This is a genomic window from Ensifer sp. Root142, assembly GCF_001426785.1.
GTDB lineage: Bacteria > Pseudomonadota > Alphaproteobacteria > Rhizobiales > Rhizobiaceae > Ensifer > Ensifer canadensis.
The window spans coordinates 1-24,562 of the sequence record NZ_LMFK01000003.1; the positions used below are offsets into that span (position 1 = coordinate 1).

A 24,562-nucleotide genomic window follows, 5' to 3' on the forward strand; every position below is an offset into this window, starting at 1 on the left:
GCTTTCGTCGAAGCCGTCACCCCCGCCATCGCCAGCGATGCGCAACTTCATGACCAGTACGAGCATCTGAAGATCAGAGGAACCAACAAGGCGCGTGTAGCGATCGCGCGCAAGCTTTTGACGATCGCCTTCCAGATCCTGCGTGACCAGCGCGCCTATGAGCCGCGCGGCGAAAGCACGATGGGAGGCGCGTCGACGATATCCCGGTTGTCCTGATGGCTTTTTAGCGAGCCCGGCAGGTCCGGGCTGCGCTCCTTAAGGAGAATGGGAAACCGGGAGCCGAACGCCACTCTGTGACCGAAGCCAAGGCATCAGGGTCACGCATTGGAGACTGGTTCAGAACCGAAGGACGGCCCTGTCCAGCGGAAGGAAGAACATTGAGCCGATCGGCAAAAAGCCGGTCAGAACGAAACCGAACCCAAGGAAAAGCCGCCAATCGAAGGCGTTTCGCCCCTTGTGTTCTTTCATTGGAGAAAATCATGCAGCAGTTTAAAGCGTTACAGCGCCTTTAGCGCGTCATATGACGCGCGGCGCCGTAGCGGCGAGGTGCGTACCTATCAAGCGGCGACGACCGATAAAAAAGACCGGCGGCAGGTGACAAGCTTTGTTCGCTTGCCTTATGTTCGTGCCGGCATCCTCCCGATCGCGCACTTGCTTTCATCCAGTCCAATGGAGCGAAACCATGGAAAAACGCAGACTTGGCCGCACTAACCTTTCAATCGCGCCGCTTGTCTTCGGCGGCAATGTCTTCGGCTGGACAGCTGACGAAAAGACGTCCTTCGCCCTGCTCGACGCCTTCTTCGATGCCGGCCTTAATGCCATCGACACCGCTGACGTCTACTCGTCCTGGGCACCAGGAAACCAGGGCGGCGAATCCGAGACGATCATCGGCAAATGGCTGAAACAGTCCGGCCACAGCCGCGACAAGGCTGTGATCGTTACCAAGGTCGGTTCCGAGCTTGGGCCGGACCGCAAGGGCCTGTCACGCCGCTGGGTCCTGCAGGCGGTCGAGGATTCACTGAAGCGGCTGCAGACTGATTATATCGACCTTTACCTCTCGCACTGGCCAGACCCCGAAACGCCTTACGAAGAAACACTTGCCGCCTATGACCAGCTTTTGTCTGAGGGCAAGGTGCGCGCCGTCGGCGCCTCGAACCTGAACTCGCTGCAGCTGCGCGAAGCGCTCGATGTCAGCGCCAATGGCGGCCTGCCGCGCTATGCGGTGCTGCAGCCGGAATACAATCTCTACGATCGCGACAGTTTCGACGGGCCGTTGCGCGATCTTTGCGTCAGCGAAGAGATCGGCGTCATCAGTTATTTCGGCCTGGCGCGCGGCTTCCTCTCGGGCAAATACCGCACGCACAAGGACCTTGAAGGGTCGGCGCGCGGCTCGGGCGTCGAAAAATATCTCGACGGCCGCGGCATGCGCATCCTCGGCGTGCTCGACGAAATCGCTGAAGAGACCGGAGCAACGCAGGCCGAGATTGCGCTCGCTTGGGTGCGAAACCGCAAGGGCATCACCGCTCCCATCGCCAGCGCCACCAATCTCGACCAGTTGACGAGCCTCATCCGTTCGACCCAGCTGACCTTGAGCGACGAGGCAATTCGACAGCTCAACGACGTCAGCGAATAGCAGGAGCAAGGCAAGGACGATGGCATTGAGCATACGGGCGGCGACCGCCAGCGACGAAACGCATTGGCGCCGCCTGTGGGCCGGCTATGTCGCCTTTTCCGGCATTGAGCTGGCGGAGGACATCGTCAGTCTGACCTGGAGCCGCCTCATCGATCCCGCTGCACCGCTCTTTGCCCGGCTGGCGATCCTCGATGGCGAACCGGTCGGTTTCGTGATCTGCCAGGAACAGCTCGCGACCTTCTTCCGACACCCCATCTGCTGCATCGAGGATCTCTACGTTGATCCATCAGCGCGCGGCCAAGGCGTCGCCCGCGCCATGATCGACGACCTGATCGCGCTCTGCCAGGCGTCGGACTGGGACCGGCTCTATTGGTATACCGAACGCGACAATGCCGTGGCGCGCCGTCTCTACGACCGCTACTCGGCAACCGACGACCACGTGCGCTACAAGTTGACTTTCGGCACGTTCACCGGCTCGGGCAAGAGTGCGTAGAACGCATGATGGCTGCCGTGCTGGTTCGCCATGCCGGGCTTGGTCAGCATCCCGCGCGGCTCGGCGAAGCTTCGGATCCGGCGCGCCGGCCGCTCGTGCCATTGGATATTGAACGCCCAGAGTTTCGGAAAGAAACAGAGCGATGAATAGGGCAGATGGTCGTGGATCCACCAGGCGATCGACTGCCAGCCGCCGAGCTCGTGGCGACGGTCCCAGACCCAGGGAATGACGATGCAGGCGGATGCGCCGATGCAGCCGTCCGCATCGCGCATGTCCCAGATGTGATCGGCCGCCGACGCCGCATTGCTCGAGCAGTTGAGACCGCGGGCATTGCCAAAACCGTTGACCGCGCGGTTTCGGTATCCGGAGCGAATGGTCAAACGGCCGAAGGTCGCTTCCAGCGGTTCCAGTAGCTCCTCGCACAACCGCCGCCCGGCCTCGATCGCCAGCTCGGGATCATCGGGTATATTCGGGATACGATGAAAATCGGCGATCTCCGAATGCAGGAACTCGCGCAAGAAGAAGTTTTTCGACAGCCGCACGCGCCCGAGATCTTCCAATGCGGTTTCTTCACTGCGCTTCCCCTCGTGACACACCGCGTCAGCGCGACTTTGCCCGGCCGACCGGCGATTGCAAGTCCGATGCAAACGCCGATAGCCGTTGATGAGGGCCATCAACCGGCCTAGCTCGCATGCTTGAAGAAATCGATGAAGGCGCGAAGGGCCGGGCGCATCTGGCGCCGGCTCGGATAGTAGAGAAACGGGCCGGCATAGGGCGCGCACCAATCCTCGAGCACGCGGATCAACCGCCCTTCGGCGATTGGCGTTTCCACCCGCGAGAGGAAGAGATAGGCAAGCCCTGCTCCACCCATCGCCGCCTTGATAATCGGCCGGTCTTCCCCAAGGATTAACGGCCCCTCGACGGAAACCGTCAATTCCTCGCCGTGCCTCTCGAACTCCCAGCGATAGAGCGTGCCATTGGAAAAGCGTCGCCGGATGCAGCGGTGGCCGGCGAGATCGCTCGGATGAAAGGGGCGGCCGAAACGCTCGAAATAATCGGGCGATGCAACAACCGCACTTTCCAGCTCCGGCCCGACCTTGACGGCGATCATATCGGCTTCGAGGCTTTCGCCGAGTCGGATGCCGGCGTCGTAGCCTTGTTCGACGATGTCGGTGAAACCATCCTCGTTGGCGATTTCCAGCACGATCTCCGGGTAGCGGTTGAGAAAGGCACCAAGCCGGGGCGCCAGGATAAGATCGGCGGCAAATCGCGGCGCCGTGATGCGCAGATTGCCGGCCGGACGGTCGCGCGTGTCCGTGGCAGCCTCCAGCGCGTGGGCGATCTCGTCGAGCGCCGGTGCCAGTCGTTCAAGGAGGCGCCGCCCCTCCTCGGTCGGCGCGACGCTGCGGGTGGTGCGCGATAAAAGCCGCACACCAAGGCTCGCTTCAAGGCTGCCGACCGCGTGGCTGACGGCCGATGGTGCGATGGCAAGCTCGCGGGCGGCACCACGGAAGCTGCCATGGGCGGCAACCGCGGCAAGGACGGCGAGTTGGGAAAGCTGGGTCCTGTTCATTGATCTAAATAATAGAACAGCCCGTGAGAGTTGACAGAGATTTTCAACCGCATGCTGCGGCCCTATCCTTTGATCATCGTCGTAGCCAGACGGCACCGGGAAGAGCGGCATGCAGGACGCCGCTTGGAGCCGACTGGCCAAGCGCCGACGAATACCGGGCGTTTCGATGCGTTCGCGGGCCACCTTGGCGCGCCTGCATGGTCGCCCCTACCCCGAAAGGACATGACATGAAGACCCGCAAACTCGGGAATGAACTGACCGTCTCCGCCATTGGTCTTGGCTGCATGGGCATGAGCTTTGCCTATGGCGGCGCCGACGAGGCGGAATCGATCCGCACGCTGCAGCGCGCCGTCGACCTCGGCGTCACCTTCTTCGACACGGCCGAAGTCTATGGCCCTTACGAGAATGAAAAGCTTGTCGGCCGGGCGTTGAAGCCGCTACGCGACAAGGTCACGATCGCGACTAAATTCGGCTTCCGCATAGAGCCCGGCAAACCAGCGGCCGAGGCGATCAAAGGCATCGACGGTCGACCGGAAAACGCAAGGGCCGTGGCTGACGCCTCGCTGAAGAGGCTTGGGATCGATGTGATCGACCTCTACTACCAGCACCGCGTCGATCCCGGGGTTCCGATCGAGGAAACCGTCGGCGCCATGGCCGATCTGGTGCGCCAGGGCAAGGTGCGCACGCTCGGGCTTTCCGAGGCAAGTTCCGAAACGATCCGACGTGCCCACAAGGTGCATCCGATCGCGGCGGTCCAGAGCGAATATTCGCTTTGGTCGCGAGACCCGGAAGAGGACGTGCTGGCGACCTGCCGCGACCTCGGCATCGGCTTCGTGCCCTATAGCCCGCTTGGGCGCGGCATGCTGACGGGCACGATCCGCAAGGCTGACGATCTTGCAGCGGACGATTTCCGTCGCTCGTTGCCGCGCTTCCAGGCGGAAAACCTCGGCGCCAACGCCGCCCTTGTCGAAACGCTGGAAGCGCTCGCGCGCGAAAAAGGCGTAACCGCCGCCCAGCTGGCGCTCGCCTGGGTGATCAATCAGGGCGACTTCATCGTGCCCATCCCCGGCGCGCGCAAGCTCCACCACCTGGAGCAGAATGCGGCCGCGGCCGATATCGTGCTGAGCGCTGACGAACTTGCCCGGCTCGGCGATGCGCTGTCGCCGGCGCTCGTTGCTGGCAAGCGCTATACGGAAGCATCGCTGGCGCTCACCAATCGTTGAACGCGCATGCCCCGCCTCCTTGCCGAGGCGGGGCATTCACCCATCGAATTTTCAGCCGGATGCACTACCTTTCCTGTCGTGACCAACAATTTCGGAGGATCGGGAATGTCCGACGAGCAGGCGATCAGCGCGGTGGTGCATCTCTATGTGGACGGCATGGCCTTTGCCAACGAAGGTGCGTTGCGCAAGGCGTTTCACCCAGACGCGGCGATCATCGGCAACTACAGAGGCGCGCTCGAATGGATGACGCGCGACGGCTTCATCAAGGCGGTTCTGGACCAGGGGGCCGCGCCGCCCGGGAGCCAGCCGGAGATGGATGTGGAGATGACCGACATTACCGGCGATGCGGCAACGGTGAAGGTGATCGACAGCTTCGCCGGCGAACGCTTTTCCGATTATCTGTCGCTGGTCAAGATCGACGGGCGCTGGGTGATCGTCAACAAGATCTACCACCTTCACGCCTGATGGCGGGATCAAGCGGGAGCCTCGAGGCCATAGGTCAAATCATGGCGCTCGACCATGTCCAGCTGGCCATGCCTGCCGGGATGGAGGATGTAGCACGGGGTTTCTATGAAGGGCTGCTCGGCCTAACCGAGGTGCAGAAACCATTGAACCTTGCCGGACGTGGTGGCTGTTGGTTCGAGCGAGGAGAGGCAAGAATTCACCTCGGTATCGACCCGGCTTTCTCGCCTGCGCGCAAGGCTCATCCCGCCTTCCTTGTCGACGACCTTGCCCTGCTCCCTTTGCGACTCGAAGCCTCCGGCGTGTCGATCACGCGTGACGCGCCACTTGCCGGATATGCCAGGTGTTACGTCAGCGATCCCTTCGGCAACCGGATCGAGCTGATGCAACGCATTGGTTAGCCGCATGGCAAAGGCCGCTGCAAGCAGCGGCCTTTGCCATGGTTATAAACCGAACGGCCTTCAGGCGCGCAACACGCCGCCTGTCGTCTTGGTGACGTTGGCGACGATCTTGGCCGTCAAAGCCTCGAAGTCCTCGTCGGTCAGCGTGCGCTCGACCGGCTGGATCGTCACTTCGATGGCGATCGACTTCTTGCCTTCGCCAAGGGACGCTCCCTCGAACACGTCGAAGACGCTGACGCCGGTCACCAGCTTGCGGTCGGCGCCGGAGGCTGCACGCAGGATGGCACCTGCCTCGACGCCCTTGTCGACGACGAAGGCGAAGTCGCGCTTGACCGCCTGGAACGGCGAAAGATCAAGTGCCGGCTTGGTGCGGGTCGCCTTCTTCTTCGGTTCCGGCATGGCGTCGACATAGATTTCGAAGCCGCAGAGTGCACCGGAGACATCGAGCGCCTCAAGCGTCTTCGGGTGGAATTCACCGAAGGAGCCAAGCACGATCTTCGGACCGAGCTTGATCGTGCCGGAACGGCCGGGATGATACCAGGCGGGACCGCCGGCTTCGAACTGGACATTGCCCATCGGCACGCCGCAGGCTTCCAAGACCGCGATCGCATCGGCCTTGGCGTCGAAGACGTCGACCGGCTTGCCGCCGCCCTTGGCAGCATTCGACCAGAGACGACCGGCGCCGTTGAGCGATGCGGTGCCACGGCGTACGCCACCGGCAACGCGGCGCTGCTGATCCGGGCCATCGCCTTCATAGGTGCCGGAGACTTCGAAGAGCGCAACGTCGCCAAAGCCCTTGTCGGCATTGCGCTGTGCCGCCGACAGGAGACCCGGCAACAGCGACGGGCGCATGTCCGACATATCGGCCGCGATCGGGTTGGCAAGCTTCAGCGCCGGCTGACCGCCGCCGAAGAGCTTCGCCTGGTCTTCGGAAATGAACGACCAGGTGACGGCCTCCAGCATGCCGCGGCTCGCCAACGCGCGCTTGGCAAGGCGGGTGCGGATCTGCAGCGTCGTCAGGATCTTGCCATTGACGGTGCCATGGCTCGGCAAGGGTGCTGCAACAATGTTGTCGACGCCGTGGATGCGCATGACCTCTTCGACGAGATCGGCCTTGCCGTCGACATCCGGGCGCCAGGACGGCACCGAAACGTTGACGCGCTCGCCCGAGCCCTGGACGCCGAAGCCAAGCTTCTTCAGGATCGTGACGCTCTCTTCCGAGGAAACCTCGAGCCCCGTCAGGCGCTTGACCTCGGACATCGGGAAATCGACGATCTTCGGGCTATAGCCGGCATAGCCGACGACTTCTGCCTTGGCCGGCTTGCCGCCGCAAAGCTCGAGGACCAGTTCGGTGGTGCGCTCGAGACCGGGCACCATGTATTCCGGATCGACACCACGCTCGAAGCGGTAGCGCGCGTCGGTGATGATACCGAGCGTGCGGCCGGACTTGGCGATGTTCATCGGGTCCCAGAGCGCCGATTCGATCAGCACGTCTGTGGTGTTCTCATCGCAGCCGGAGTGTTCGCCGCCCATGATACCGCCGATCGACTCGATGGCCTTTTCGTCTGATATGACGACGTTGTTCGGGCCGAGCTTGTATTCGCGCTGGTCGAGCGCAAGCACGGTTTCGCCTTCCTTGGCGCGGCGCACAGTCAGGTTGCCCGTAACCTTGGCCGCGTCGAAGACGTGCATCGGCCGGCCCTGGTCGAAGGTCATGTAGTTGGTGATGTCGACCAGCGCGTTAATCGGACGAAGACCGATCGACAGCAGCCGCTGCTGCATCCATTTCGGCGACGGGCCGTTCTTGACGCCGCGCACGAGCCGCAGGCCGAAGCCTGGGCAAAGGTGACGATCTTCGCCAAGGTCGATCGTCAGCTTGACCGGGGTCTCGCCTTCGACCGCAAAGGCGGGTGCCGCGCGGGCCTTCAGCGTACCGAGGCCAGAGGCTGCGAGGTCGCGGGCGATGCCGTAAACGCTGGTGCAATCCGGGCGGTTCGGCGTCAGGTTGATCTCGATCATCGGATCGTCGAGGCTGGCATAGGCCGCATAGCTCGTGCCAACAGGCGCATCATCCGGCAGGTCGATGATGCCGTTGTGGTCGTCGGAGATCTCGAGTTCCTTTTCCGAACACATCATGCCGTGGCTTTCGACGCCGCGAATGTTGCCGACGGAGAGCGTGACGTCGATGCCCGGCACGTAGGTGCCCGATGCGGCGAAGGCGCCGACGAGGCCGGCGCGGGCGTTCGGCGCGCCGCAGACGACCTGAACCGGTGCGCCTGTGCCGGTATCGACCATCAGGACCCGAAGCTTGTCGGCATTCGGATGCTGCTCGGCGGAAACGACCTTGGCGATGACGAACGGCTTGAAGGCGGCCTTGTCGTCGACATCCTCGACTTCAAGCCCGATCATCGTCAAGCGCGCACAGATCTCGTCCAGCGAAGCGTCGGTATCAAGGTGGTCCTTGAGCCAGGAAAGCGTGAATTTCATGATTTCACCTGTGTCCTCGAGCGTTTCCGGCTTAAACCGGGTTGCAGAAACACTCTATCCCTTTGTTTTTACACATTTCCTGGCGGAAAACCGCTTCGCACTTTTCCTGGAAATGCTCCAATTTTCAGCGCGATCAGGCCGAGAGGCCGCCGAACAATGTCGGCATGTCGAGCGGGCGGAAGCCGTAATGGTTCATCCAGCGGACATCGGCGTTGAAGAAGTCACGCAGGTCCGGCATGCCGTATTTCAGCATGGCGATGCGGTCGAGACCCATGCCCCAGGCAAAGCCCTGATACTCGTCCGGATCGAGCCCGCCGGATCTGAGCACGTTCGGGTGGACCATGCCGCAGCCGAGGATCTCCATCCAGTCGGTGCCCTCGCCGAACTTGACGATCGGGCCGGAGCGGTCGCACTGGATGTCGACCTCGAAGGACGGTTCGGTGAACGGGAAGAACGACGGGCGGAAACGCATCGTGACCTGATCGACCTCGAAGAAGGCCTTGCAGAATTCTTCCAGCACCCAGCGCATGTTGGCGACGTTCGCGGACTTGTCGACGACCAGGCCCTCGACCTGATGGAACATCGGCGAGTGGGTGGCGTCGGAATCCTGGCGATAGGTCTTGCCGGGGATGATGATGCGGATCGGCGGGTCCTGCGCCTCCATCGTGCGTATCTGCACCGGCGAGGTATGCGTGCGCAGCACCTTGCGCTCGCCCTTGTCATCTTCATTGAAGAAGAAGGTGTCGTGCATCTCGCGGGCCGGGTGGCCTTCCGGGAAGTTCAGCGCCGTGAAGTTGTAGTAGTCGGTCTCGATGTCAGGACCTTCGGCGATCGAGAAACCCATGTCGCCGAAGATCGCGGTGATCTCGTCGACGATCTGGCTGATCGGATGGATACGGCCACGTTCGGCCGGGGACGAGCGCACCGGCAGGCTGATATCGACGGTTTCGCGGGCCAGACGCTCGGCGATCGCCTGGTCCTTCAACGCCGACTTGCGGGCGGTGATCGCTTCTGCAACCGTGGTCTTCAGCGCGTTGATCTGGGCGCCACGGGTCTGGCGCTCTTCCGGCGTCATCGTGCCGAGCGTCTTCAGTAGCTCGGAGATCGAGCCCTTCTTGCCGAGCGCGCCGACGCGCACCGCCTCGATCGATCCTTCGTCGCCGGCGGCATCGATGTCCGCCAGCAGTGTCCGTTCCAGTGTTTCCAGTTCGCTCATTCTGTCCTGCCTCGATGCGGGAATGGGTTCGGTCTATATCGGTTGTTGTCTTCAGGATTGTGATTGCGTCGCCAGTGAGTCCGTCGCCGCCACGAGGCGCACGGGGTCATGACCGTTCTGGATGCGCAGGAAGAAGCGCGCCAGCGGCAACAATCGCGTAAAGAGCGGTTTGATCTCTGAGGGAGCGACGGCGGCTTCCGCTGGCGCCGCAAGCTTCCAGGCGGCAAAAGCCCGGTCCGGCGTTTCTGGCTTCAGCGCGCGGCTTGCGATCTGCAGGAAGAGCAGTCCGAGACGCGGGCCAACGCGCCGGTCACGCTTGATCCAGACCATACGATCCCTAGGCTGGCGTCGTTCGACACGGGATGATCCGCCGGCAAGTGCTGCCAGCAGAGCCGCCATGTCCTCGTCGTCAAGCTCGCGAACCGCAAGCGGCCCCTTTCGATCGTCGTACACTTTCGTCCCGCCAAATAAGAAAAACCCGCGCTAGCCCTGCCAGCGCGGGTTTCCCAACAAAAATCAAGAACGGTTTTGGGAAAACGCTGGCTTAACGAACAGCGCTTTCAAACTCGTTGGTCGTACCGGCTTCCTTGAGGTAGGCAAGTGCCTTCTTGGAAGCTTCGACGAGGGCGCCGAATGCTGCCGGCTCATGGATAGCCATGTCGGACAGAACCTTGCGGTCGACTTCGATGCCAGCCTTGTTCAGGCCGTCGATGAAGCGGCCGTAGGTCAGGCCGAATTCGCGGACGGCAGCGTTGATGCGCTGGATCCAGAGAGCGCGGAAGTTGCGCTTGTTGACCTTGCGGTCGCGGTAAGCGAACTGCTTCGAACGATCAACCGCAGCCTTTGCAGCGCGGATGGTGTTCTTGCGGCGGCCGTAGAAGCCCTTGGCTGCCTTGAGTGTCTTCTTGTGCTTGGCGTGAGCGGTTACGCCGCGTTTTACACGTGCCATGTCATGATCTCCTTAACGTGTCCAAAATGCCTGAAAGTCTTAGAGACCGTTGGGCAGGTAGTTCTTGATGACCTTCTTGCCATCGGGCTCCGCGAGAACCATGGTTCCACGTGCGTCGCGGATGAACTTGTTGGAACGCTTGATCATGCCGTGGCGCTTGCCAGCAGCTGCTGCACGAACCTTGCCGGTAGCGGTGATCTTGAACCGCTTCTTGGCAGACGATTTCGTCTTCATCTTGGGCATTTTGCTACTCCATTTTTCTTAAGAATTCGAAACGGACAGACGAGGTCCATTTCCAGCGTTAAGAACGGCCACGGCATGCCCTGCCGGACCGTTCGGACGGGCGCTTATACCCGGACCTCCCCGAAAGCGCAACTGCGGAATCGACGAAGCGTCATAGAAGCGACATACAACGTCAAACCGGATCGCGCCGACGCTTGCGCCGGCCGGCCGTTTCGAAGGCGAGCACCGCCTCCAGTCCGCCGAGCGGCGACTGCCCGAGGATCAACTTCGCGCCATAGGCATCGGCGATATCGGCGCTGATGGCAAGGACCCTCAAACGCAAAAAGCCGCCCTTCGGGCGGCTTCCTACCTGATCCAGTTTCCGGACATTGCGCCCGGACACCTCGGTCAACGCGGAGCGAGGACCATCATCATCTGGCGGCCTTCGAGCTTCGGCTCGGCCTCCACCTTGGCGATCGTCTGGGTGTCATCCTTGACCTGAAGCAGGAGCTTCATGCCGAGTTCCTGGTGCGCCATTTCGCGACCGCGGAACTTCAGGGTCACCTTGACCTTGTCGCCCTCTTCGAAGAAGCGATTCATCGCCCGCATCTTCACTTCATAATCATGCGTGTCGATGTTGGGACGCATCTTGATCTCTTTGATCTCGACGATCTTCTGCTTCTTGCGCGCTTCGGCCGCCTTCTTCTGGTTGGCGTATTTCAGCTTGCCGAGATCGAGGATCTTGCACACCGGCGGCTCGGAGTTCGGTGCGATCTCTACCAGATCAAGACCGGCCTCTTCCGCCATGCGGAGCGCCTGGTCGATCGGGATGGCACCGATATTCTGGCCTTCGGCATCGATAAGCTGAACCCGGGGCACCCGGATTTCCTTGTTTGAGCGCGGTCCCTCCTTGACGGGGGCGTCCGTTTTGAACGGTCTGCGAATGGTCGTACTCTCCTCGAGCTGTTTCCGAAAATGCGGTTCAATTATTAGTCGGCGCGGCCTTGGCCGAAATGCTTCAATCTGCCGCCGACGGCAATGTGTGAATTGCGACGGGAGAGTCAATAGCATGGCTCGCAGGGAAAATCACCACCTGTCGAAGCCAAGACGAATCTGTTTTAGAAAGAAATTCGCCGCCAATCCGGGCATTTGGAGAGAATTGAGATGCAAACGACGCCAGCCGAAACCGAAACAACCTTCATCGAGGTTGGCAAGGATGCCGCCCGTCGCCGCATCGCCATGCGGATCCTGCGGGCACAAAAGCGCTCCGATCGGCCGACGCTTGTGTGGCTTGGCGGCTACCGCTCCGACATGACCGGGACGAAGGCGGTCGAGGTCGAGCAGCTTGCGAGAGACAGGGCAACCGACTGCATCCGCTTCGACTATTCCGGCCACGGCGCCTCCGGCGGCGCCTTCAAGGACGGCACGATCTCGCGTTGGCTGGAAGAAAGCCTTGCCGTCGTCGAACATGCCGCCCCCGGGCAGCGCCTGATCCTGATCGGCTCATCGATGGGCGGCTGGATCGCGATGAGGCTGATCCAGGAACTACGCCAGCGCGGCCTCAGCGAACGCATCGCCGGGTTGGTACTGATCGCGCCTGCTCCCGACTTTACCGCCGAACTCATCGAACCAAACCTGACGGAGATCGAGCGGCACTCGCTTGCCGAGCGCGGCTATTTCGAGGAACCGTCCGAATACAGCCCCGAGCCCAACATCTATACGCGCGCCCTGATCGAGGACGGCCGCGACAACCGCGTGCTCGTCGGCACCATCACCACCGGCTGCCCGGTTCACATCCTGCAGGGCATGCGCGACCCGGATGTGCCCTACACGCACGCGCTGAAACTGATGGAGCACCTTCCGGCCGACGACGTCGTCATGACGCTCATCCGTGACGGCGACCACCGTCTTTCGCGCGAGGAAGACATTGCTAAAATGAAACAGGCGATCGGAAACATGCTGCCTTCGGCTTAAGCCGATAGGCCGGCGCTCGACGCCCTTTCTACCCCCAATTTCCGCGTCCATGCGCCGCAGACCGCCTGCTGCGCAGGGCTTTGCGCTGCGTTTCGGCAACGGCTTTAACCATAAAGTCCAATGGCCGAATCAGTAGATTGACTCTCCGACCCCAACGCTATTAACTCTTTATTAACGATTAGAGCAGCGTGAGGCGGAAGACCTGAACAAGCTGCCCTCAACTCAGGATTGCGCGAATACGTCCGGACAGGAAGAGCCCGGCATACCGCGTCACGCAGGGGATTTGTATGGCGTCTTGGACCGGGGTTAAGGGAAGTATCGCGGCGTTTTGCGCACTTTTCATTTCAGCGAACACGGCAATTCCCGCACAGGCGGGATCCTCTCCTTGGATGCAGACCGGCTCGGTTACCTCGCAGCCGATCGGACATTACGAGTTCTGTCAGAAGCACAAGGGCGAATGCAGCGTCAAATCGAAGACGAGCGTGGCGCCGCGTGTCACCGAGCGCGGCTGGGCGACGATCCGTCAGGTCAACGCTGCCGTGAACCGCGAAATCACGCCGGTGACCGATCAGGAACTCTTCGGCAGGGATGAAGTCTGGTCCTACCCGCAGGACGCCGGCGATTGCGAGGACTTCGTTCTCGAAAAGCGCAAGCGTCTGATGCGCAAGGGCTTTTCCCCCAGCGAACTGCTGATCACTGTCGTTCGCAAACCCGATGGCGAGGGCCATGCCGTGCTGACGGTGCGCACCGCCCAGGGGGATTTCGTCCTCGACAACCTCGAAAACGGCGTGCGGCTCTGGACCCAGACGCCCTACCGTTATCTCAAGCGCCAGGCTTCGTTCAACAGCGGTCGCTGGGTCACCATCGACAACGGCGCGGAAGTGGTCGTCGGCTCGGTCGGCAACTGATACCGCAGCATCATCGCTTTACGAAAAAGGGCCGGTCAAACCGGCCCTTTTTTCGTTTCAAACGCTGCACGCCCGATCAGGCATTACCGATCAGGATGCCCGCTGCCAGCACTAGGCCGCCGCCCAGCACAACCTGGAATGCGGCGCGCAGGAACGGCGTTTCCATGTAGCGGTTCTGAATGAACGCGATTGCCCAAAGCTCGAAGAAGACGACGACTGCGGCCGTGATCGTCGCCGTCCAGAAATGCGGAATGAGATAGGGCAGTGCGTGCCCTAGACCGCCGAGCGCGGTCATGATGCCCGATGCGAGGCCGCGCTTGATCGGCGAACCGCGGCCCGACAGCTTGCCGTCATCATGGGCCGCCTCTGTGAAGCCCATGGAAATACCAGCGCCGACCGAGGCCGACAGGCCGACGAGGAAGGTCTGCCAGGTATCCTGTGTCGCAAAGGCAGCAGCAAAGATCGGTGCGAGCGTCGAAACCGAGCCATCCATCAGCCCAGCCAGCCCCGGCTGAACGTAGGTCAGGATGAACTGTCGGCGCGCCGTCTGCTCCTCCTCCTCGCGAACATCGTCCGGTGTGTGCTTTTCACCGAGCCTGCGGGCGAGCGATTCGTGCGTTTTTTCCGCGATTGCCAGGTCGCCCAGCAGCTTGCGCGTCGCCGCATCCTGGGTGCGCGCCGCCGCCTCGACATAGAAGCGGTGCGCCGTCTCCTCCATTGCCTCGGCTTCCGCCCGCGCCTTCTCGATCGGCATTTCGGCGATCAGCCACTCAGGCTTGCGATCGGGGAAGTCGCGGACATGCTCGCGGCGGATCAGCGGGATCCGGTTGCCGAAGCGCTGTACGTGCATGTCGATCAGCCATTGCCGATGATGGCTCTCCTCCTCCGCCATTTCTTCGAACACTTTTGCCGAGTGCGGATATTTCTCTCTCAACGCATCCGCATAGGCGAGATAGATGCGTCCATCGTCCTCCTCCGACGAGATCGCCAGTGCCAGGATTTCCTGTTCGTTGAGGGAGAGAAACGGACGCTTGGAGCGGGAGAAGAGACGGGAAAACATCGTTGAAAACCTTCTTTAGAATAATTCTAAATAGAAACCCCGGGAATGTGCGTCAAGGTCAAAGCCATGCAATCACGCGACAATCACTCGACAGAGTGTCGCGGCTCGGCCACCATGCAGGCGCATGCGAATCCCCTTCCCGCGGCTGGAGCAATCGCCTCCATGAGGACCATCTACCCGCTTTCGGAAAGCAAGGATACGTTTCTGGACCGGCTCGGCGCCCGTATGGCCGCAAGGTTGCAGACGCAGACCCTTGGCTACGAACCCTACACGCCATCCGACCCGGAAACGCTGGCGCGCACGCTGCGTCCGGGCGACGTCCTCTTGATCGAAGGCAACCAGAAGGTTTCCGCCGCGATCAAATACCTGACGCAATCCACCTGGTCGCACGCGGCATTTTTCGTCGGCGACGAGATGCCGCTGACGCTCGACCAGGCGACCCTGCCGGTGATCGAAAGGCCTCAACTGATCGAGGTGAATATCGGCGAAGGTTGCGTCGCGGTGCCGCTGAAGAAATATGCATCGTTCAACACGCGCATCTGCCGACCGGTGGCGCTGACGCCCGACGATCGTACCGCGCTGGTCGGCTTCATGATCGCCCGGCTCGGCATGAAATACGACCTGAAGAACATTCTGGATATGCTGCGCTATTTCATGCCGGCACCGCCGGTGCCCGTGCGCTGGCGTCGTCGCCTGCTGGCGCTTGGTTCAGGCGATCCGACGCGGGCGATCTGCTCGACGCTGATTGCCGAAGCCTTCGAGCAGATCCGCTATCCGATCCTGCCGGAGGTCACGCGCGCGCCTGGGCGTGCGTCGGCCGCCTCCACCTATTCACGCGAAGAGATCCTGCATATCCGCCACTATTCGCTCTATACCCCGCGCGACTTCGATCTCTCGCCGTTCTTCTCGATCGTCAAGCCGACACTCGAATTCGGCTTCGACTACAAGCGGCTGCGCTGGAACGGAGATTGACCGGCACGATGCCGGTCAAATGGGGCCGGTCAGATGTTGAGGTCGAGCGCGTGCTCGCGGGCCATGAAGTCGCGCTGGCGGTCGGTGATGTAATCGCGCACGATCGGTGCTGCGTCACGCGAGCGCGACAGCTGCATGTGGAAGACCAGCTGGCTGCCGGTGCGGAACATCATTTCGGCACTGATCAGATAGAACTCCCACATGCGGGCAAAGCGCTCGTCATACATCGCGATCACCTTGTCGCGGTTTGCCTCGAACCGCTCCCCCCAATGCGCCAGCGTCGTGGCATAGTGCACGCGCAGGAACTCTAGATCGGTGACCCAAAGGCTGTTGCGCTCGACGACGTCGAAGACCTCCGAAAGTGCCGGCGAATAGGCGCCGGGGAAGATGTATTTGCGCAGCCAGGCGCTCGCCATGCCGGGCGGGCTCATGTGGCCGATCGAATGCAGCACCGCAACGCCGTCATCCGGCATCAGCGCATTGAGTTTCTTGAAAAACTCGTCGTAGTGATTCACACCGACATGCTCGAACATGCCGACCGAAACGATGCGATCGAACGGTCCCTGCACATCCCGATAGTCTTTCAGTTCGAAGCGAACACGATCGGCGAGCCCGGCCGCCTGTGCGCGTTGCGAAGACAGCGCCTGCTGCTCCTTGGAAAGCGTCACACCCAGAACCTCGACGTTTTCGAGTTTCGCCAGGTACATCGCCAGATCGCCCCAGCCGGAACCGATATCGAGCACCTTCATGCCCGGCTCCAGGCAGAGCTTGGAGGCGAGCAGCCGCAGCTTGTTGCGCTGGGCTTTTTCCAGGCTCTCGTTCGGCTCGCGGAAATAGGCGCAGGAATAGAGCATGTTCTCGTCGAGGAACAACTTGTAGAAGTCGTTGCCGAGATCGTAGTGATGGGCGACGTTCTCCTGCGCCTTGCCCTTGGGATTTGCCTGCTGGCGCTTGCGGAAGCGCATCTTTATCGCGCGCAGCACCTTCTGGATCGGGTAGGAGCCGAGCGAGAGCCGGTTGATCGAAAACAGCGTCAGGAAATCCTTGAGCGTCGAGCCTTCCTCGAAGCGCATGGTACCGTCCATGTAGGCCTCGCCAGCCGCCAGCTCCGCATTGAAGACAAGGCTGCGATAGAGCTTCTTGTCGGTGAGCCGCATGGTGACTTCAGGCCCCGGCTCGCCGGAGAAGACATGCCTCCTGCCATCAGCGTCGATCACCGTCAGGCGACCCTTGCGAATGAACGACTTCATCATATGCGACAATGGAAACATGCGGGCCCTCTCATGGCGGAAACGTCGTAGCGCCGGCATCCTAGCACCCGTTTTTCGAAATGCTCCCCCTAAATTTGCGGTTGCTTATCCGATCTCTGCCACAGCTTCCGGGCTCTGCGGCGTCGCGCATCCGGTGACGCGCCGAGGACGCTGTAACGCTTTGAACTTGCTGCCTGGTTTTGCCCCTGAAACACCAACGGTCGAAGGAGCCCAGCAGTAGAAACGACAACGGGGACGGCAGGTTGAACCTGCCGTCCCCGTTCGATGCGATCGCTCGATCGTCAGTGCTTGAGCGTGTCAGTCCTTGGCGCGCTCGACATAGGAGCCGTCTTCGGTCGCGATGATGACGCGGGTGCCAGCCTGGATATGCGGCGGCACGAGCGTGCGAACGCCGTTCGACAGAATAGCCGGCTTGTAGGACGACGATGCCGTCTGGCCCTTGACGACCGGCTCGGTCTCGGTGATTTCGAGCGTCACGTGGCGCGGCAGGTCGATGGCGATCGCCAGGCCTTCGTGGATCGAAAGAATGCAGGCCATGCCTTCCTGCAGGTAGGCCTTGAGGTCGCCGATGTCGTCAGTGGTCATGACCAGCTGGTCGTAGCTTTCCGGGTTCATGAAGTGGAAGCCTTCGCCATCTTCATAAAGGAAGGTGTGCTCGCGGTCTTCGACGAAGGCGCGCTCGACCTGTTCGGTCGTGCGGTAGCGTTCGGAGACCTTCACGCCGTCGGAAATGCGGCGCATGTCGACCTGGGTGACCGGCGTGCCCTTGCCCGGATGGAAGTTCTGCGCGGTAAGAACGACATAGAGCTTGCCGTCAACGTCGAGAACGTTGCCCTTGCGGACAGATGAAGCGATGACCTTGACCATTAGTCTTCCTTGTAACAGAGGTATGCGCGACACGGCGCGCCGGGAAAGCCGGCCCCGAAAGACGCGAAAATTATGATATCGCGCCGCCACTACCCTAATTTCGTGCAAATAGCCAGCCTGCGCCGGCATTGACGCGAAGATAGCCTAGGGCGCGAAGAAAGCCTGGATCGAACGACCATGTCGCATGCCTCACCCTGGTGGACGCCGCACGTCCATGCCGACCGGCGCCCGTTTCTTCTCGGACGCAACCGGATCCAGTCGGCGCTGCGCCGGTTTTTCGACGAGCGCGACTTCATCGAGGTCGATACCGCGACGCTGCAGGTCTCACCGGGCAACGAAGCCCATCTGCACGCCTTTGCCACCCAGGCGCTCAACCATGACGGCTCCGCCGATCCGTTCTATCTGCACACCTCGCCGGAGTTTGCCTGCAAGAAGCTCATCGCTGCCGGTGAAAAGCGCATCGCCTGCTTTGCCCATGTCTATCGCAACCGCGAGCGTGGGCCGCTGCACCATCCGGAATTCACCATGCTCGAATGGTACCGCGCCGGTGAGACCTACGAGACGCTGATGCGCGACTGCGCCGAGATCCTGACGCTCGCGGCACAGACGACCGGCGTCAGTCAGTTCACCTTCCAGGGCCGCACCTGCGACCCCTTCGCCGAGCCCGAACGGCTGGCGGTGGCCGAAGCCTTCAAGCGTTTTGCGAAAATCGACCTGCTCGCTTCGATCGCCTCCAACGGAGAAACGGACCGGGACGCGCTTGCTAGCGCGATGGTATCGGCCGGGCTGCGGGTCGCCGCCGACGATAACTGGGCCGACCTGTTCAGCCGCGTGCTTGTCGAAAAGGTCGAACCGCATCTCGGCTTTGGCCGCGCGACGATCCTCGATGAATATCCGGTCGCTGAAGCAGCCCTTGCCCGGCCGACCGCGCGCGACCGCCGCGTTGCCGAGCGCTTCGAGCTCTATGCCTGCGGCGTCGAACTCGCCAATGCCTTTGGCGAACTGACCGATGCGGCCGAGCAGCGCCGTCGTTTCGAGATGGAAATGACGGAGAAGGCCCGCGTCTATGGCGAGACCTATCCGCTCGACGAGGATTTTCTGGCAGCGCTCGCCATCATGCCCGAGGCGAGCGGCATCGCGCTCGGCTTCGACCGGCTGGTCATGCTGGCGACCGGTGCGTCGCGCATCGACCAGGTGCTCTGGGCACCGGTGGCGGAGACGGCATCATGAACGTTCACCGGCCGATCAAGACAGCCGGCGAATTGGTTGATGCCGGCCTTATCGAACCGTCACAGCAAACCGTCGTTTCGCAGGTCGCCGAGCGCTACGCGGTCGCCATCAGTCCTGCTATCGCCAAGCTGATCGACCGCAACGACCCGAACGATCCGATTGCCCGCCAGTTCGTACCCGATGCCGCCGAGCTGACGCTGCTGCCGGAAGAGCGCGAAGATCCGATCGGCGACAAGGCGCACAGCCCGGTCGCCGGCATCGTGCATCGCTATCCCGACCGGGTGCTTTTGAAGGCCGTGCATGTCTGCCCGGTATATTGCCGCTTCTGCTTTCGCCGCGAAATGGTCGGACCGCAGGGACTGGGTACGCTGACACCCGCCGAACTCGATGCGGCGATCGCCTATATCGCCGAACATGACGAGATCTGGGAGGTCATTCTCACCGGTGGCGACCCGCTGGTGCTTTCGCCGCGCCGCCTCACCGAAATCATGGAGCGGCTGAAGCCGATCGCCCATGTCAAGATCGTGCGCTTCCACACCCGCGTACCGGTGGTCGAGCCCGAGCGCATCAACGCCGATCTCGTTTCAGCCCTCAAGGCCAGCGGCAAGGCGACCTATGTGGCGCTGCACGCCAACCATCCGCGTGAACTGACACAGGAAGCGCGCGACGCCTCGGCCCGGCTGATCGATGCCGGCGTCGTCATGGTCAGCCAGTCGGTGCTGCTGAAAGGCGTCAATGACGATGCGGACGTGCTTGCCGCACTGATGCGCGCCTTCGTCGAAACCCGGATCAAGCCCTACTATCTGCACCACCCGGATCTGGCACCCGGCACCAGCCACTTCCGGCTCTCGATCGAGGAGGGCCAGGCACTCGTCGCGTCCTTGCGCGGCCGGGTCTCTGGCCTCTGCCAGCCGACCTATATCCTCGACATTCCCGGCGGTCACGGCAAGACGGTGATCAGCGCGGCATCGATCGCTGCGGACGGCGGCGGTTGCTACACCGTGACCGACTTCCGCGGCAAAGAGCACGCCTACCCGCCAAAAATCTGAGAAAAATTTCAAGACGGCGTCACAGCGGCCGGAAGCCAATCGTCAGTTGGTCATGAGCAACGATCGACGGAGTTGTAATCATGACCGATATGAAAACCGTCCGTTACGAGCAGAAAATCCCCGACGGGCTCGGCGCGCTTGCCGGCGGACGCAAGACGATCGACCAGGACAGCATTGACCGGACCAAACAGATATCGAGGCATTGAGATGGGCGGCGCAAACAGCACGGCAATTTTCGAGGAGGCGCGTCCCCGCCTTCTCGGTCTGGCTTACCGGATCCTTGGTTCGCGCGCGGACGCGGAAGACGCGGTGCAGGACACGTTCGTGAAGTGGCAGGAGGCCGATCAATTGGCGATCGAAAGCCCGGCCGCTTGGCTGACGACCGCCTGCACCCGCCGCTGCCTCGACCTCTTGAAGGCGGCACACCGCAAGCGTGTCGACTATGTCGGTGCCTGGCTGCCGGAGCCGATCCACACGGCAAGCGACGACAATGCCGAGGAGAAGCTGGCACTGACCTCGTCGCTGACCACCGCCTTCCTCTTGATGCTGGAGCGGCTGACGCCGAAGGAAAGGGCTGCCTATCTGCTGCATGAAATCTTCGGCCAGCCCTATGAGGAGGTGGCTGAAACGCTCGACATGCAGGAGGCGGCCGCACGCAAGCTGGTGTCGCGCGCCAAGACCAATATCGGCGTGGAGAAGAGCCGTCACCAGACGCCGCGCGAACGCCAGGACGAGTTGCTGTCGGCTTTCCACACGGCGATCCACGGCGGCAATATTGCCAGCCTTTCGAGCCTGCTTTCCGCCGACGTACGACTGACGGCCGATGGCGGCGGCAAGGTGGCGACGGTGCTCGGCGTGCTCTCGGGCAAGCAAACCGTGCTTGCCTTCATCGCCGACCGGCTGACCGAATACTGGGCGCACTATGTCTGGGACGTTGCCGATATCAACGGCGGCCGCGGCATTGTGCTCCGGGGCGAGACCGAAAATGATATCGCCGCCAGCGTTTCCTTCGGCTATGACGGCGACGGAAACGTCAACGACATCTTCATCGTTCGCAATCCGGACAAGCTCACCCATCTCGGTGATGCCGTCGTCCACTGAATCAGAACATTTCCACGAAAAATGCGAAGCGCTTTTCCGTCAGGAAATGCGTAAAAACAATAGGATAGAGCCGCTCCAAAACTCCATTTGAAACGGGAGTGCTCTATCGGCGCCGACGGGGCAAGCCCGACGCGGCCGCGCAACGATGCACGGCGCGTTACTTGCCCGGCAGTCGTGAGGCGACAGGAAAAGGTGCACACATATGCTCGACAAGACATCCAGACCCGCTGAAAAAGCCGACAGCGGCTGGCTCGCTCTGCTGTCGGGCGAAAACGCCATCCATTCCGTCGTGCTGAGCGGCGGCGTAGCTCTCCATGCGCTCAACATCTATGTCGTAACGACGATCATGCCGTCGATCGTGCGCGAGATCGGCGGGCTCGAATATTACGCCTGGAGCACCACCGTCTTCGTGGCCGCATCCATCCTCGGCGCAGCACTCTCGGCCCGCTTGCTTGCCGTCGTCGGCGCCGGCTCGGCCTATGCGATCGGCGCGCTCGTCTTCGGCCTCGGCACGCTCATGTGCGCCTCCGCTCCCGATATGCTGGTGCTGCTTGGCGGCCGGGCGATCCAGGGCTTTGGCGGCGGCCTGCTCTATGCGCTCGCCTATGGCGTCATCCGCCTGGTGTTTGCGCCGGCGCTCTGGACCCGTGCCATCGGCCTGATCTCGGCGACCTGGGGCACGGCAACGCTTATCGGCCCGGCTGTTGGCGGCATGTTTGCGGAATTCGCCACCTGGCGCGCCGCCTTCTGGTCGCTGCTGCCGCTGACGGCACTTCTGGCAGCACTCGCCTTCTGGACGTTGCCGCGCAACGCTTCGTCCGAAGGAAATCGCACGCCGCTGCCGGTCGTGCAACTGCTGCTTCTGGTCGGCATCGTTCTGGCTCTTTCGATCGCAAGCACCCTGTCCACATCGGGCGAACAGCTCGCCTCGGTCGGCGCGGCCATCCTCATGTTCGCAGTGCTTCTCGTCGTCGAACGCCGGGCTGCCGGCAAGCTGCTGCCGAGCAGCAGCTTCACCATAACCTCCCCGCTGGCAGCGCTTTATGCTACGATCACGCTGTTGATGATCGGCATGCAGCCGGAGATCTACGTACCGTATCTGCTGCAGGAATTGCATGGGCTGTCGCCGCTGGTTGCCGGCTACATCGCCGCACTGATGTCGATCGGCTGGACCGCCGGATCGATGACCAGCGCGCACTGGCACGGCGACAGGGCGCAGCGCACGATCTTCGCCGGACCGGCCTTCGGCCTTGCCGGCCTGGCGCTGATCGCCATGTTCATGCCGATGGCCGGCACCGGGTTTGCCGCGATCTCCGCACCGCTTTCCGCCGGTATCATGGCGGTCGGTTTCGGCATGGGTTTCGCCTGGCCGCATATCGTGACGGCCGTCTACGAACTGGCACCACAGGGCGAGGAAGAGAAGGCATCGAGCTCGATCACCACCGTGCAGCTTTTTGCCGCCGCACTGGGTGCTGCCCTTGCCGGCCTGACCGCCAATCTGGCGGGTATCGAAGCAAGCACCACCGACGGCGTTGCCCGCGCGACGCAGTGGCTTTTCTGGCTGTTCGCGCTGGCACCGGCACTGGCGATGCTGACGGCGAGGCGCGTCCGTCGGGCGCGTGCGGTGAAGGCAGCCGACGACTAGGCAGCGGATACGTGCCACCGTTTCCGAGGCCGTGCCTCCTGCATAATTCCGTAAATCGGATCCGATTTAAGGATGAAATTATGCAGCACGTTTAAAGCGCTACAGCATCCTTTGTGCGTCATATTTGACGCGCGGCGCTGTGGGGAGGAAACGATGGATGCCGACGGGATCGGCCTGAGTGGCGCGCAAGAAACACTGCTGATCACGCTGCAGGCAAAGGCCGCCGAAAGCGCGCTTCCCGATTCCCTGCTGCGCGACCATTTCGCCGCCGATGCCATGCGTCGTCTCGGGCAAGCTGCGCAGCATCTCGACGTCGGCCACGACATGACGATCGGGATCGCCATGCGCGCCTATCTCCTCGACCAGTGGACACGGGCTTTCGTCACCAGGCACCCGGATGCAACTGTGCTGCATCTCGGCTGCGGCCTCGATTCCCGCGTTTTCCGCGTCGATCCGCCCGACGAGGTGCGGTGGTTCGACGTCGATTTTCCCGATGTGATGACGTTGCGCCGCACGCTCTATCCGGATCGCGCCAACTATACACAGATCGCATCTTCGGTGACGGAGGCGGGATGGCTTGCGGCGATACCGGATGACGCGCCGGCGATCGTCGTCGCCGAAGGCGTCCTGCCCTACCTTGCGGCAGAGGACGTCTACGATCTGCTTCGGCGTCTGCTGGAACGCCTGCCGGCGGGCGAGGTCGTCTTCGACGGCTATAGCCACCTGGGCATTCAATTGCTGCGCTTCAACCCCGCCATCCGCGCCACCGGTGCTGCGCTTCGCTGGGGCATCGACGATCCACGCATGCTGGAGCGGCAGGTGCCGGGCCTCAGTCTGCTGGAGGAGGTCAGCGACTACGATCCGAGCCAGATAGAAAGAATGTCAGCGGCCGCGCGCATCGCCATCCAGATCTTCAGCGTCATGCCCATGCTGCAGCGGATGGGGCGGCTTTTGCGCTACCGCTTTTAGCAGTACGGCGACGGGACGTCCGATCGACGAAGGGCCGCACTGTTCCCGGTGCGGCCCTTCTATATCAAGGTATCGCAGAGACCTATCAGCCCTGCTTGATCGGCGCGATCGAGATTTCGACGCGGCGGTTCTGCGCCCGGCCGGCCTCGCTGCCGTTGGAGGCGATCGGCCGTTCCTGGCCGAAGCCCATGGTGGCCATGCGGCGCTGGTCGACGCCCTGGCTTGCCAGATAATTGGCAACTGAGGCTGCGCGACGCTCGGAAAGGCCCTGGTTGTAGGAGGCGCTGCCGGTCGAATCGGTGTGGCCGTCGACGTCGATCAGCGTCTTGTTGAACTTGCGCAGCACGATCGCCACGGAGTTCAGCGTGTCGTAGAAGGCTGGGATTACCTGGTCGCGGTCGGTGGCGAAGGTGATGTTCGACGGCATGTTCAGGATGATGCGGTCGCCTGCGCGGGTAACGGAAACACCGGTACCCTGCAGCTGGGCGCGCAGTTCCGCTTCCTGGCTGTCCATGTAGTTGCCGACCAAGCCACCGCCGAGCGCGCCGATACCGGCACCGACGAGAGCGGCATCACGCCGTCCCGCAGCACTGCCGCCGACAAGAAGGCCGGTCGCTGCACCGAGACCCGCGCCGATCAGCGCGCCGCCGGCGGTGTTCGACATCTTCTGCTCACCCGTATAGGGATCGGTGGTCGTGCATCCCGAGAGATAGATGGCCGCTACAGCCAGTATGGCGCATTTCTTGATCATAGAATCAATGGTCCCCATTCGTGCTCAAAGGTGCTTCATACTAGCGATTGCGGCAGGAAGATGAAGAGACGTCCCACTGATGCCATTGTTTGGCGACAAATGGCGC

The 24,562-nt window shown here is 62.1% G+C and carries 27 protein-coding genes and 1 pseudogene; 15 read left to right on the forward strand and 13 right to left on the reverse strand.

All coding sequences use genetic code 11. The features are described 5' to 3' along the window. The 3 genes and pseudogenes from ASD52_RS06390 to ASD52_RS06400 all read left to right on the forward strand — a co-directional run. Positions 1–216: pseudogene (locus ASD52_RS06390) on the forward strand (IS110 family transposase); the annotation flags it as partial. A 466-nt stretch (positions 217–682) separates the two neighbouring features. After that, a complete protein-coding gene (locus ASD52_RS06395) occupies positions 683–1,633 on the forward strand; it encodes an aldo/keto reductase (protein WP_025425561.1) in 951 nt (316 codons plus the stop codon). A 19-nt stretch (positions 1,634–1,652) separates the two neighbouring features. Continuing rightward, on the forward strand, positions 1,653–2,126 hold the full coding sequence (locus tag ASD52_RS06400; RefSeq protein WP_057223705.1) for a GNAT family N-acetyltransferase: 474 nt from the start codon (positions 1,653–1,655) through the stop codon (positions 2,124–2,126). On the opposite strand, the gene ASD52_RS06405 is transcribed toward ASD52_RS06400, so the two are convergent. Both ASD52_RS06405 and ASD52_RS06410 read right to left on the reverse strand, forming a co-directional pair. Then, positions 2,078–2,722 carry a hypothetical protein gene (locus ASD52_RS06405; RefSeq protein WP_038576634.1) on the reverse strand — a complete coding sequence of 215 codons (645 nt, stop codon included), beginning with the start codon at positions 2,720–2,722 and terminating at the stop codon, positions 2,078–2,080. The two genes, ASD52_RS06400 and ASD52_RS06405, sit on opposite strands and share 49 nt — an antisense overlap. 86 nt (positions 2,723–2,808) lie before the next feature. After that, positions 2,809–3,699 carry a LysR family transcriptional regulator gene (locus ASD52_RS06410; protein ID WP_025425558.1) on the reverse strand — a complete coding sequence of 297 codons (891 nt, stop codon included), beginning with the start codon at positions 3,697–3,699 and terminating at the stop codon, positions 2,809–2,811. Positions 3,700–3,926: 227 nt separating this feature from the next. On the opposite strand from ASD52_RS06410, the gene ASD52_RS06415 reads away from it, so the two are divergent. From ASD52_RS06415 to ASD52_RS06425, 3 genes are all read left to right on the forward strand, one after another. Further along, positions 3,927–4,922, forward strand: coding sequence for an aldo/keto reductase (locus ASD52_RS06415; RefSeq protein ID WP_025425557.1), 996 nt, complete (start codon positions 3,927–3,929; stop codon positions 4,920–4,922). 105 nt (positions 4,923–5,027) lie between these two features. Next, positions 5,028–5,387: a nuclear transport factor 2 family protein gene (locus tag ASD52_RS06420; RefSeq protein ID WP_025425556.1), complete on the forward strand. Its 360-nt coding sequence runs from the start codon at positions 5,028–5,030 to the stop codon at positions 5,385–5,387. A 41-nt stretch (positions 5,388–5,428) separates the two neighbouring features. Further along, on the forward strand, positions 5,429–5,785 hold the full coding sequence (locus ASD52_RS06425; protein ID WP_234907898.1) for a VOC family protein: 357 nt from the start codon (positions 5,429–5,431) through the stop codon (positions 5,783–5,785). A gap of 60 nt (positions 5,786–5,845) precedes the next feature. Here ASD52_RS06425 and pheT read toward each other — a convergent pair whose 3' ends face one another. The 7 genes from pheT to infC all read right to left on the reverse strand — a co-directional run bounded on the left by pheT (position 5,846) and on the right by infC (position 11,604). Next, positions 5,846–8,272 carry a phenylalanine--tRNA ligase subunit beta gene (gene pheT, locus ASD52_RS06430; protein WP_025425554.1) on the reverse strand — a complete coding sequence of 809 codons (2,427 nt, stop codon included), beginning with the start codon at positions 8,270–8,272 and terminating at the stop codon, positions 5,846–5,848. A 133-nt stretch (positions 8,273–8,405) separates the two neighbouring features. Beyond that, complete coding sequence (gene pheS / locus ASD52_RS06435) at positions 8,406–9,488, reverse strand: phenylalanine--tRNA ligase subunit alpha (RefSeq protein WP_057204340.1); 1,083 nt, start codon at positions 9,486–9,488, stop codon at positions 8,406–8,408. 51 nt (positions 9,489–9,539) lie between these two features. Further along, the gene (locus ASD52_RS06440; RefSeq protein WP_025425552.1) at positions 9,540–9,941 is read right to left on the reverse strand and encodes a hypothetical protein; all 402 of its coding nucleotides are present in this window, start codon (positions 9,939–9,941) and stop codon (positions 9,540–9,542) included. A gap of 91 nt (positions 9,942–10,032) precedes the next feature. Beyond that, positions 10,033–10,437 (reverse strand): 50S ribosomal protein L20, encoded by a 405-nt coding sequence (rplT, locus tag ASD52_RS06445; RefSeq protein WP_025425551.1) that lies wholly within the window; start codon positions 10,435–10,437, stop codon positions 10,033–10,035. 39 nt (positions 10,438–10,476) lie between these two features. Beyond that, positions 10,477–10,680 carry a 50S ribosomal protein L35 gene (gene rpmI / locus ASD52_RS06450; protein ID WP_025425550.1) on the reverse strand — a complete coding sequence of 68 codons (204 nt, stop codon included), beginning with the start codon at positions 10,678–10,680 and terminating at the stop codon, positions 10,477–10,479. Between the two features lie 172 nt (positions 10,681–10,852). After that, complete coding sequence (locus ASD52_RS06455; protein WP_156407901.1) at positions 10,853–11,002, reverse strand: hypothetical protein; 150 nt, start codon at positions 11,000–11,002, stop codon at positions 10,853–10,855. Positions 11,003–11,067: 65 nt separating this feature from the next. Next, complete coding sequence (gene infC / locus ASD52_RS06460) at positions 11,068–11,604, reverse strand: translation initiation factor IF-3 (RefSeq protein WP_038576631.1); 537 nt, start codon at positions 11,602–11,604, stop codon at positions 11,068–11,070. Between the two features lie 219 nt (positions 11,605–11,823). On the opposite strand from infC, the gene ASD52_RS06465 reads away from it, so the two are divergent. Next, complete coding sequence (locus ASD52_RS06465; RefSeq protein WP_025425547.1) at positions 11,824–12,633, forward strand: alpha/beta hydrolase; 810 nt, start codon at positions 11,824–11,826, stop codon at positions 12,631–12,633. A gap of 287 nt (positions 12,634–12,920) precedes the next feature. Beyond that, positions 12,921–13,541, forward strand: a complete 621-nt coding sequence (locus tag ASD52_RS06470; RefSeq protein WP_025425546.1) for a transglutaminase-like cysteine peptidase — start codon at positions 12,921–12,923, stop codon at positions 13,539–13,541. A 76-nt stretch (positions 13,542–13,617) separates the two neighbouring features. On the opposite strand, the gene mbfA is transcribed toward ASD52_RS06470, so the two are convergent. Beyond that, positions 13,618–14,601, reverse strand: coding sequence for an iron exporter MbfA (mbfA, locus tag ASD52_RS06475; protein ID WP_025425545.1), 984 nt, complete (start codon positions 14,599–14,601; stop codon positions 13,618–13,620). 162 nt (positions 14,602–14,763) lie between these two features. Here mbfA and ASD52_RS06480 point away from each other — a divergent pair, with 162 nt between their 5' ends. After that, positions 14,764–15,573, forward strand: coding sequence for a YiiX/YebB-like N1pC/P60 family cysteine hydrolase (locus ASD52_RS06480; protein WP_038575805.1), 810 nt, complete (start codon positions 14,764–14,766; stop codon positions 15,571–15,573). A 29-nt stretch (positions 15,574–15,602) separates the two neighbouring features. On the opposite strand, the gene ASD52_RS06485 is transcribed toward ASD52_RS06480, so the two are convergent. Both ASD52_RS06485 and efp read right to left on the reverse strand, forming a co-directional pair. Then, entirely contained in the window at positions 15,603–16,844 is a 1,242-nt protein-coding gene (locus ASD52_RS06485; protein ID WP_025425544.1) for a cyclopropane-fatty-acyl-phospholipid synthase family protein, read from the reverse strand. 297 nt (positions 16,845–17,141) lie between these two features. Continuing rightward, entirely contained in the window at positions 17,142–17,711 is a 570-nt protein-coding gene (gene efp / locus ASD52_RS06490) for an elongation factor P (protein ID WP_025425543.1), read from the reverse strand. Between the two features lie 177 nt (positions 17,712–17,888). On the opposite strand from efp, the gene epmA reads away from it, so the two are divergent. The 6 genes from epmA (at position 17,889) to ASD52_RS06515 (ending at position 23,705) form a co-directional block, all read left to right on the forward strand. Then, positions 17,889–18,941, forward strand: a complete 1,053-nt coding sequence (gene epmA / locus ASD52_RS06495) for an EF-P lysine aminoacylase EpmA (protein WP_025425542.1) — start codon at positions 17,889–17,891, stop codon at positions 18,939–18,941. Beyond that, positions 18,938–19,990, forward strand: a complete 1,053-nt coding sequence (locus ASD52_RS06500; protein ID WP_025425541.1) for a lysine-2,3-aminomutase-like protein — start codon at positions 18,938–18,940, stop codon at positions 19,988–19,990. Before epmA ends, ASD52_RS06500 begins: the two co-directional genes overlap by 4 nt. An 80-nt stretch (positions 19,991–20,070) precedes the next feature. Next, positions 20,071–20,196 (forward strand): hypothetical protein, encoded by a 126-nt coding sequence (locus ASD52_RS40560; protein WP_255569777.1) that lies wholly within the window; start codon positions 20,071–20,073, stop codon positions 20,194–20,196. 1 nt (position 20,197) lies between these two features. Further along, positions 20,198–21,091, forward strand: a complete 894-nt coding sequence (sigJ, locus tag ASD52_RS06505; protein ID WP_025425540.1) for an RNA polymerase sigma factor SigJ — start codon at positions 20,198–20,200, stop codon at positions 21,089–21,091. Between the two features lie 202 nt (positions 21,092–21,293). After that, positions 21,294–22,736 carry an MFS transporter gene (locus ASD52_RS06510; RefSeq protein ID WP_081788828.1) on the forward strand — a complete coding sequence of 481 codons (1,443 nt, stop codon included), beginning with the start codon at positions 21,294–21,296 and terminating at the stop codon, positions 22,734–22,736. Between the two features lie 153 nt (positions 22,737–22,889). After that, positions 22,890–23,705, forward strand: coding sequence for a class I SAM-dependent methyltransferase (locus tag ASD52_RS06515; protein WP_025425538.1), 816 nt, complete (start codon positions 22,890–22,892; stop codon positions 23,703–23,705). A gap of 85 nt (positions 23,706–23,790) precedes the next feature. Here ASD52_RS06515 and ASD52_RS06520 read toward each other — a convergent pair whose 3' ends face one another. After that, positions 23,791–24,456: an OmpA family protein gene (locus ASD52_RS06520; protein WP_025425537.1), complete on the reverse strand. Its 666-nt coding sequence runs from the start codon at positions 24,454–24,456 to the stop codon at positions 23,791–23,793. Between the last annotated feature and the right edge of the window lie 106 nt (positions 24,457–24,562).

Excerpts from the sequence above, each read along its gene's own strand:
- ASD52_RS06470 (WP_025425546.1), top strand. The coding sequence starts at position 12,921 with ATGGCGTCTTGGACCGGGGTTAAGGGAAGTATCGCGGCGTTTTGCGCA.
- ASD52_RS06400 (WP_057223705.1), top strand. The coding sequence starts at position 1,653 with ATGGCATTGAGCATACGGGCGGCGACCGCCAGCGACGAAACGCATTGG.
- ASD52_RS06420 (WP_025425556.1), top strand. The coding sequence starts at position 5,028 with ATGTCCGACGAGCAGGCGATCAGCGCGGTGGTGCATCTCTATGTGGAC.
- mbfA (WP_025425545.1), bottom strand. The coding sequence starts at position 14,601 with ATGTTTTCCCGTCTCTTCTCCCGCTCCAAGCGTCCGTTTCTCTCCCTC.
- ASD52_RS06480 (WP_038575805.1), top strand. The coding sequence starts at position 14,764 with ATGAGGACCATCTACCCGCTTTCGGAAAGCAAGGATACGTTTCTGGAC.
- rpmI (WP_025425550.1), bottom strand. The coding sequence starts at position 10,680 with ATGCCCAAGATGAAGACGAAATCGTCTGCCAAGAAGCGGTTCAAGATC.
- ASD52_RS06515 (WP_025425538.1), top strand. The coding sequence starts at position 22,890 with ATGGATGCCGACGGGATCGGCCTGAGTGGCGCGCAAGAAACACTGCTG.
- pheS (WP_057204340.1), bottom strand. The coding sequence starts at position 9,488 with ATGAGCGAACTGGAAACACTGGAACGGACACTGCTGGCGGACATCGAT.
- ASD52_RS06410 (WP_025425558.1), bottom strand. The coding sequence starts at position 3,699 with ATGAACAGGACCCAGCTTTCCCAACTCGCCGTCCTTGCCGCGGTTGCC.
- ASD52_RS06485 (WP_025425544.1), bottom strand. The coding sequence starts at position 16,844 with ATGTTTCCATTGTCGCATATGATGAAGTCGTTCATTCGCAAGGGTCGC.
- ASD52_RS06425 (WP_234907898.1), top strand. The coding sequence starts at position 5,429 with ATGGCGCTCGACCATGTCCAGCTGGCCATGCCTGCCGGGATGGAGGAT.
- ASD52_RS06510 (WP_081788828.1), top strand. The coding sequence starts at position 21,294 with ATGCTCGACAAGACATCCAGACCCGCTGAAAAAGCCGACAGCGGCTGG.
- ASD52_RS06395 (WP_025425561.1), top strand. The coding sequence starts at position 683 with ATGGAAAAACGCAGACTTGGCCGCACTAACCTTTCAATCGCGCCGCTT.
- rplT (WP_025425551.1), bottom strand. The coding sequence starts at position 10,437 with ATGGCACGTGTAAAACGCGGCGTAACCGCTCACGCCAAGCACAAGAAG.
- ASD52_RS06520 (WP_025425537.1), bottom strand. The coding sequence starts at position 24,456 with ATGATCAAGAAATGCGCCATACTGGCTGTAGCGGCCATCTATCTCTCG.
- epmA (WP_025425542.1), top strand. The coding sequence starts at position 17,889 with ATGTCGCATGCCTCACCCTGGTGGACGCCGCACGTCCATGCCGACCGG.
- ASD52_RS06415 (WP_025425557.1), top strand. The coding sequence starts at position 3,927 with ATGAAGACCCGCAAACTCGGGAATGAACTGACCGTCTCCGCCATTGGT.
- sigJ (WP_025425540.1), top strand. The coding sequence starts at position 20,198 with ATGGGCGGCGCAAACAGCACGGCAATTTTCGAGGAGGCGCGTCCCCGC.
- efp (WP_025425543.1), bottom strand. The coding sequence starts at position 17,711 with ATGGTCAAGGTCATCGCTTCATCTGTCCGCAAGGGCAACGTTCTCGAC.
- ASD52_RS40560 (WP_255569777.1), top strand. The coding sequence starts at position 20,071 with ATGACCGATATGAAAACCGTCCGTTACGAGCAGAAAATCCCCGACGGG.
- pheT (WP_025425554.1), bottom strand. The coding sequence starts at position 8,272 with ATGAAATTCACGCTTTCCTGGCTCAAGGACCACCTTGATACCGACGCT.
- ASD52_RS06465 (WP_025425547.1), top strand. The coding sequence starts at position 11,824 with ATGCAAACGACGCCAGCCGAAACCGAAACAACCTTCATCGAGGTTGGC.
- ASD52_RS06500 (WP_025425541.1), top strand. The coding sequence starts at position 18,938 with ATGAACGTTCACCGGCCGATCAAGACAGCCGGCGAATTGGTTGATGCC.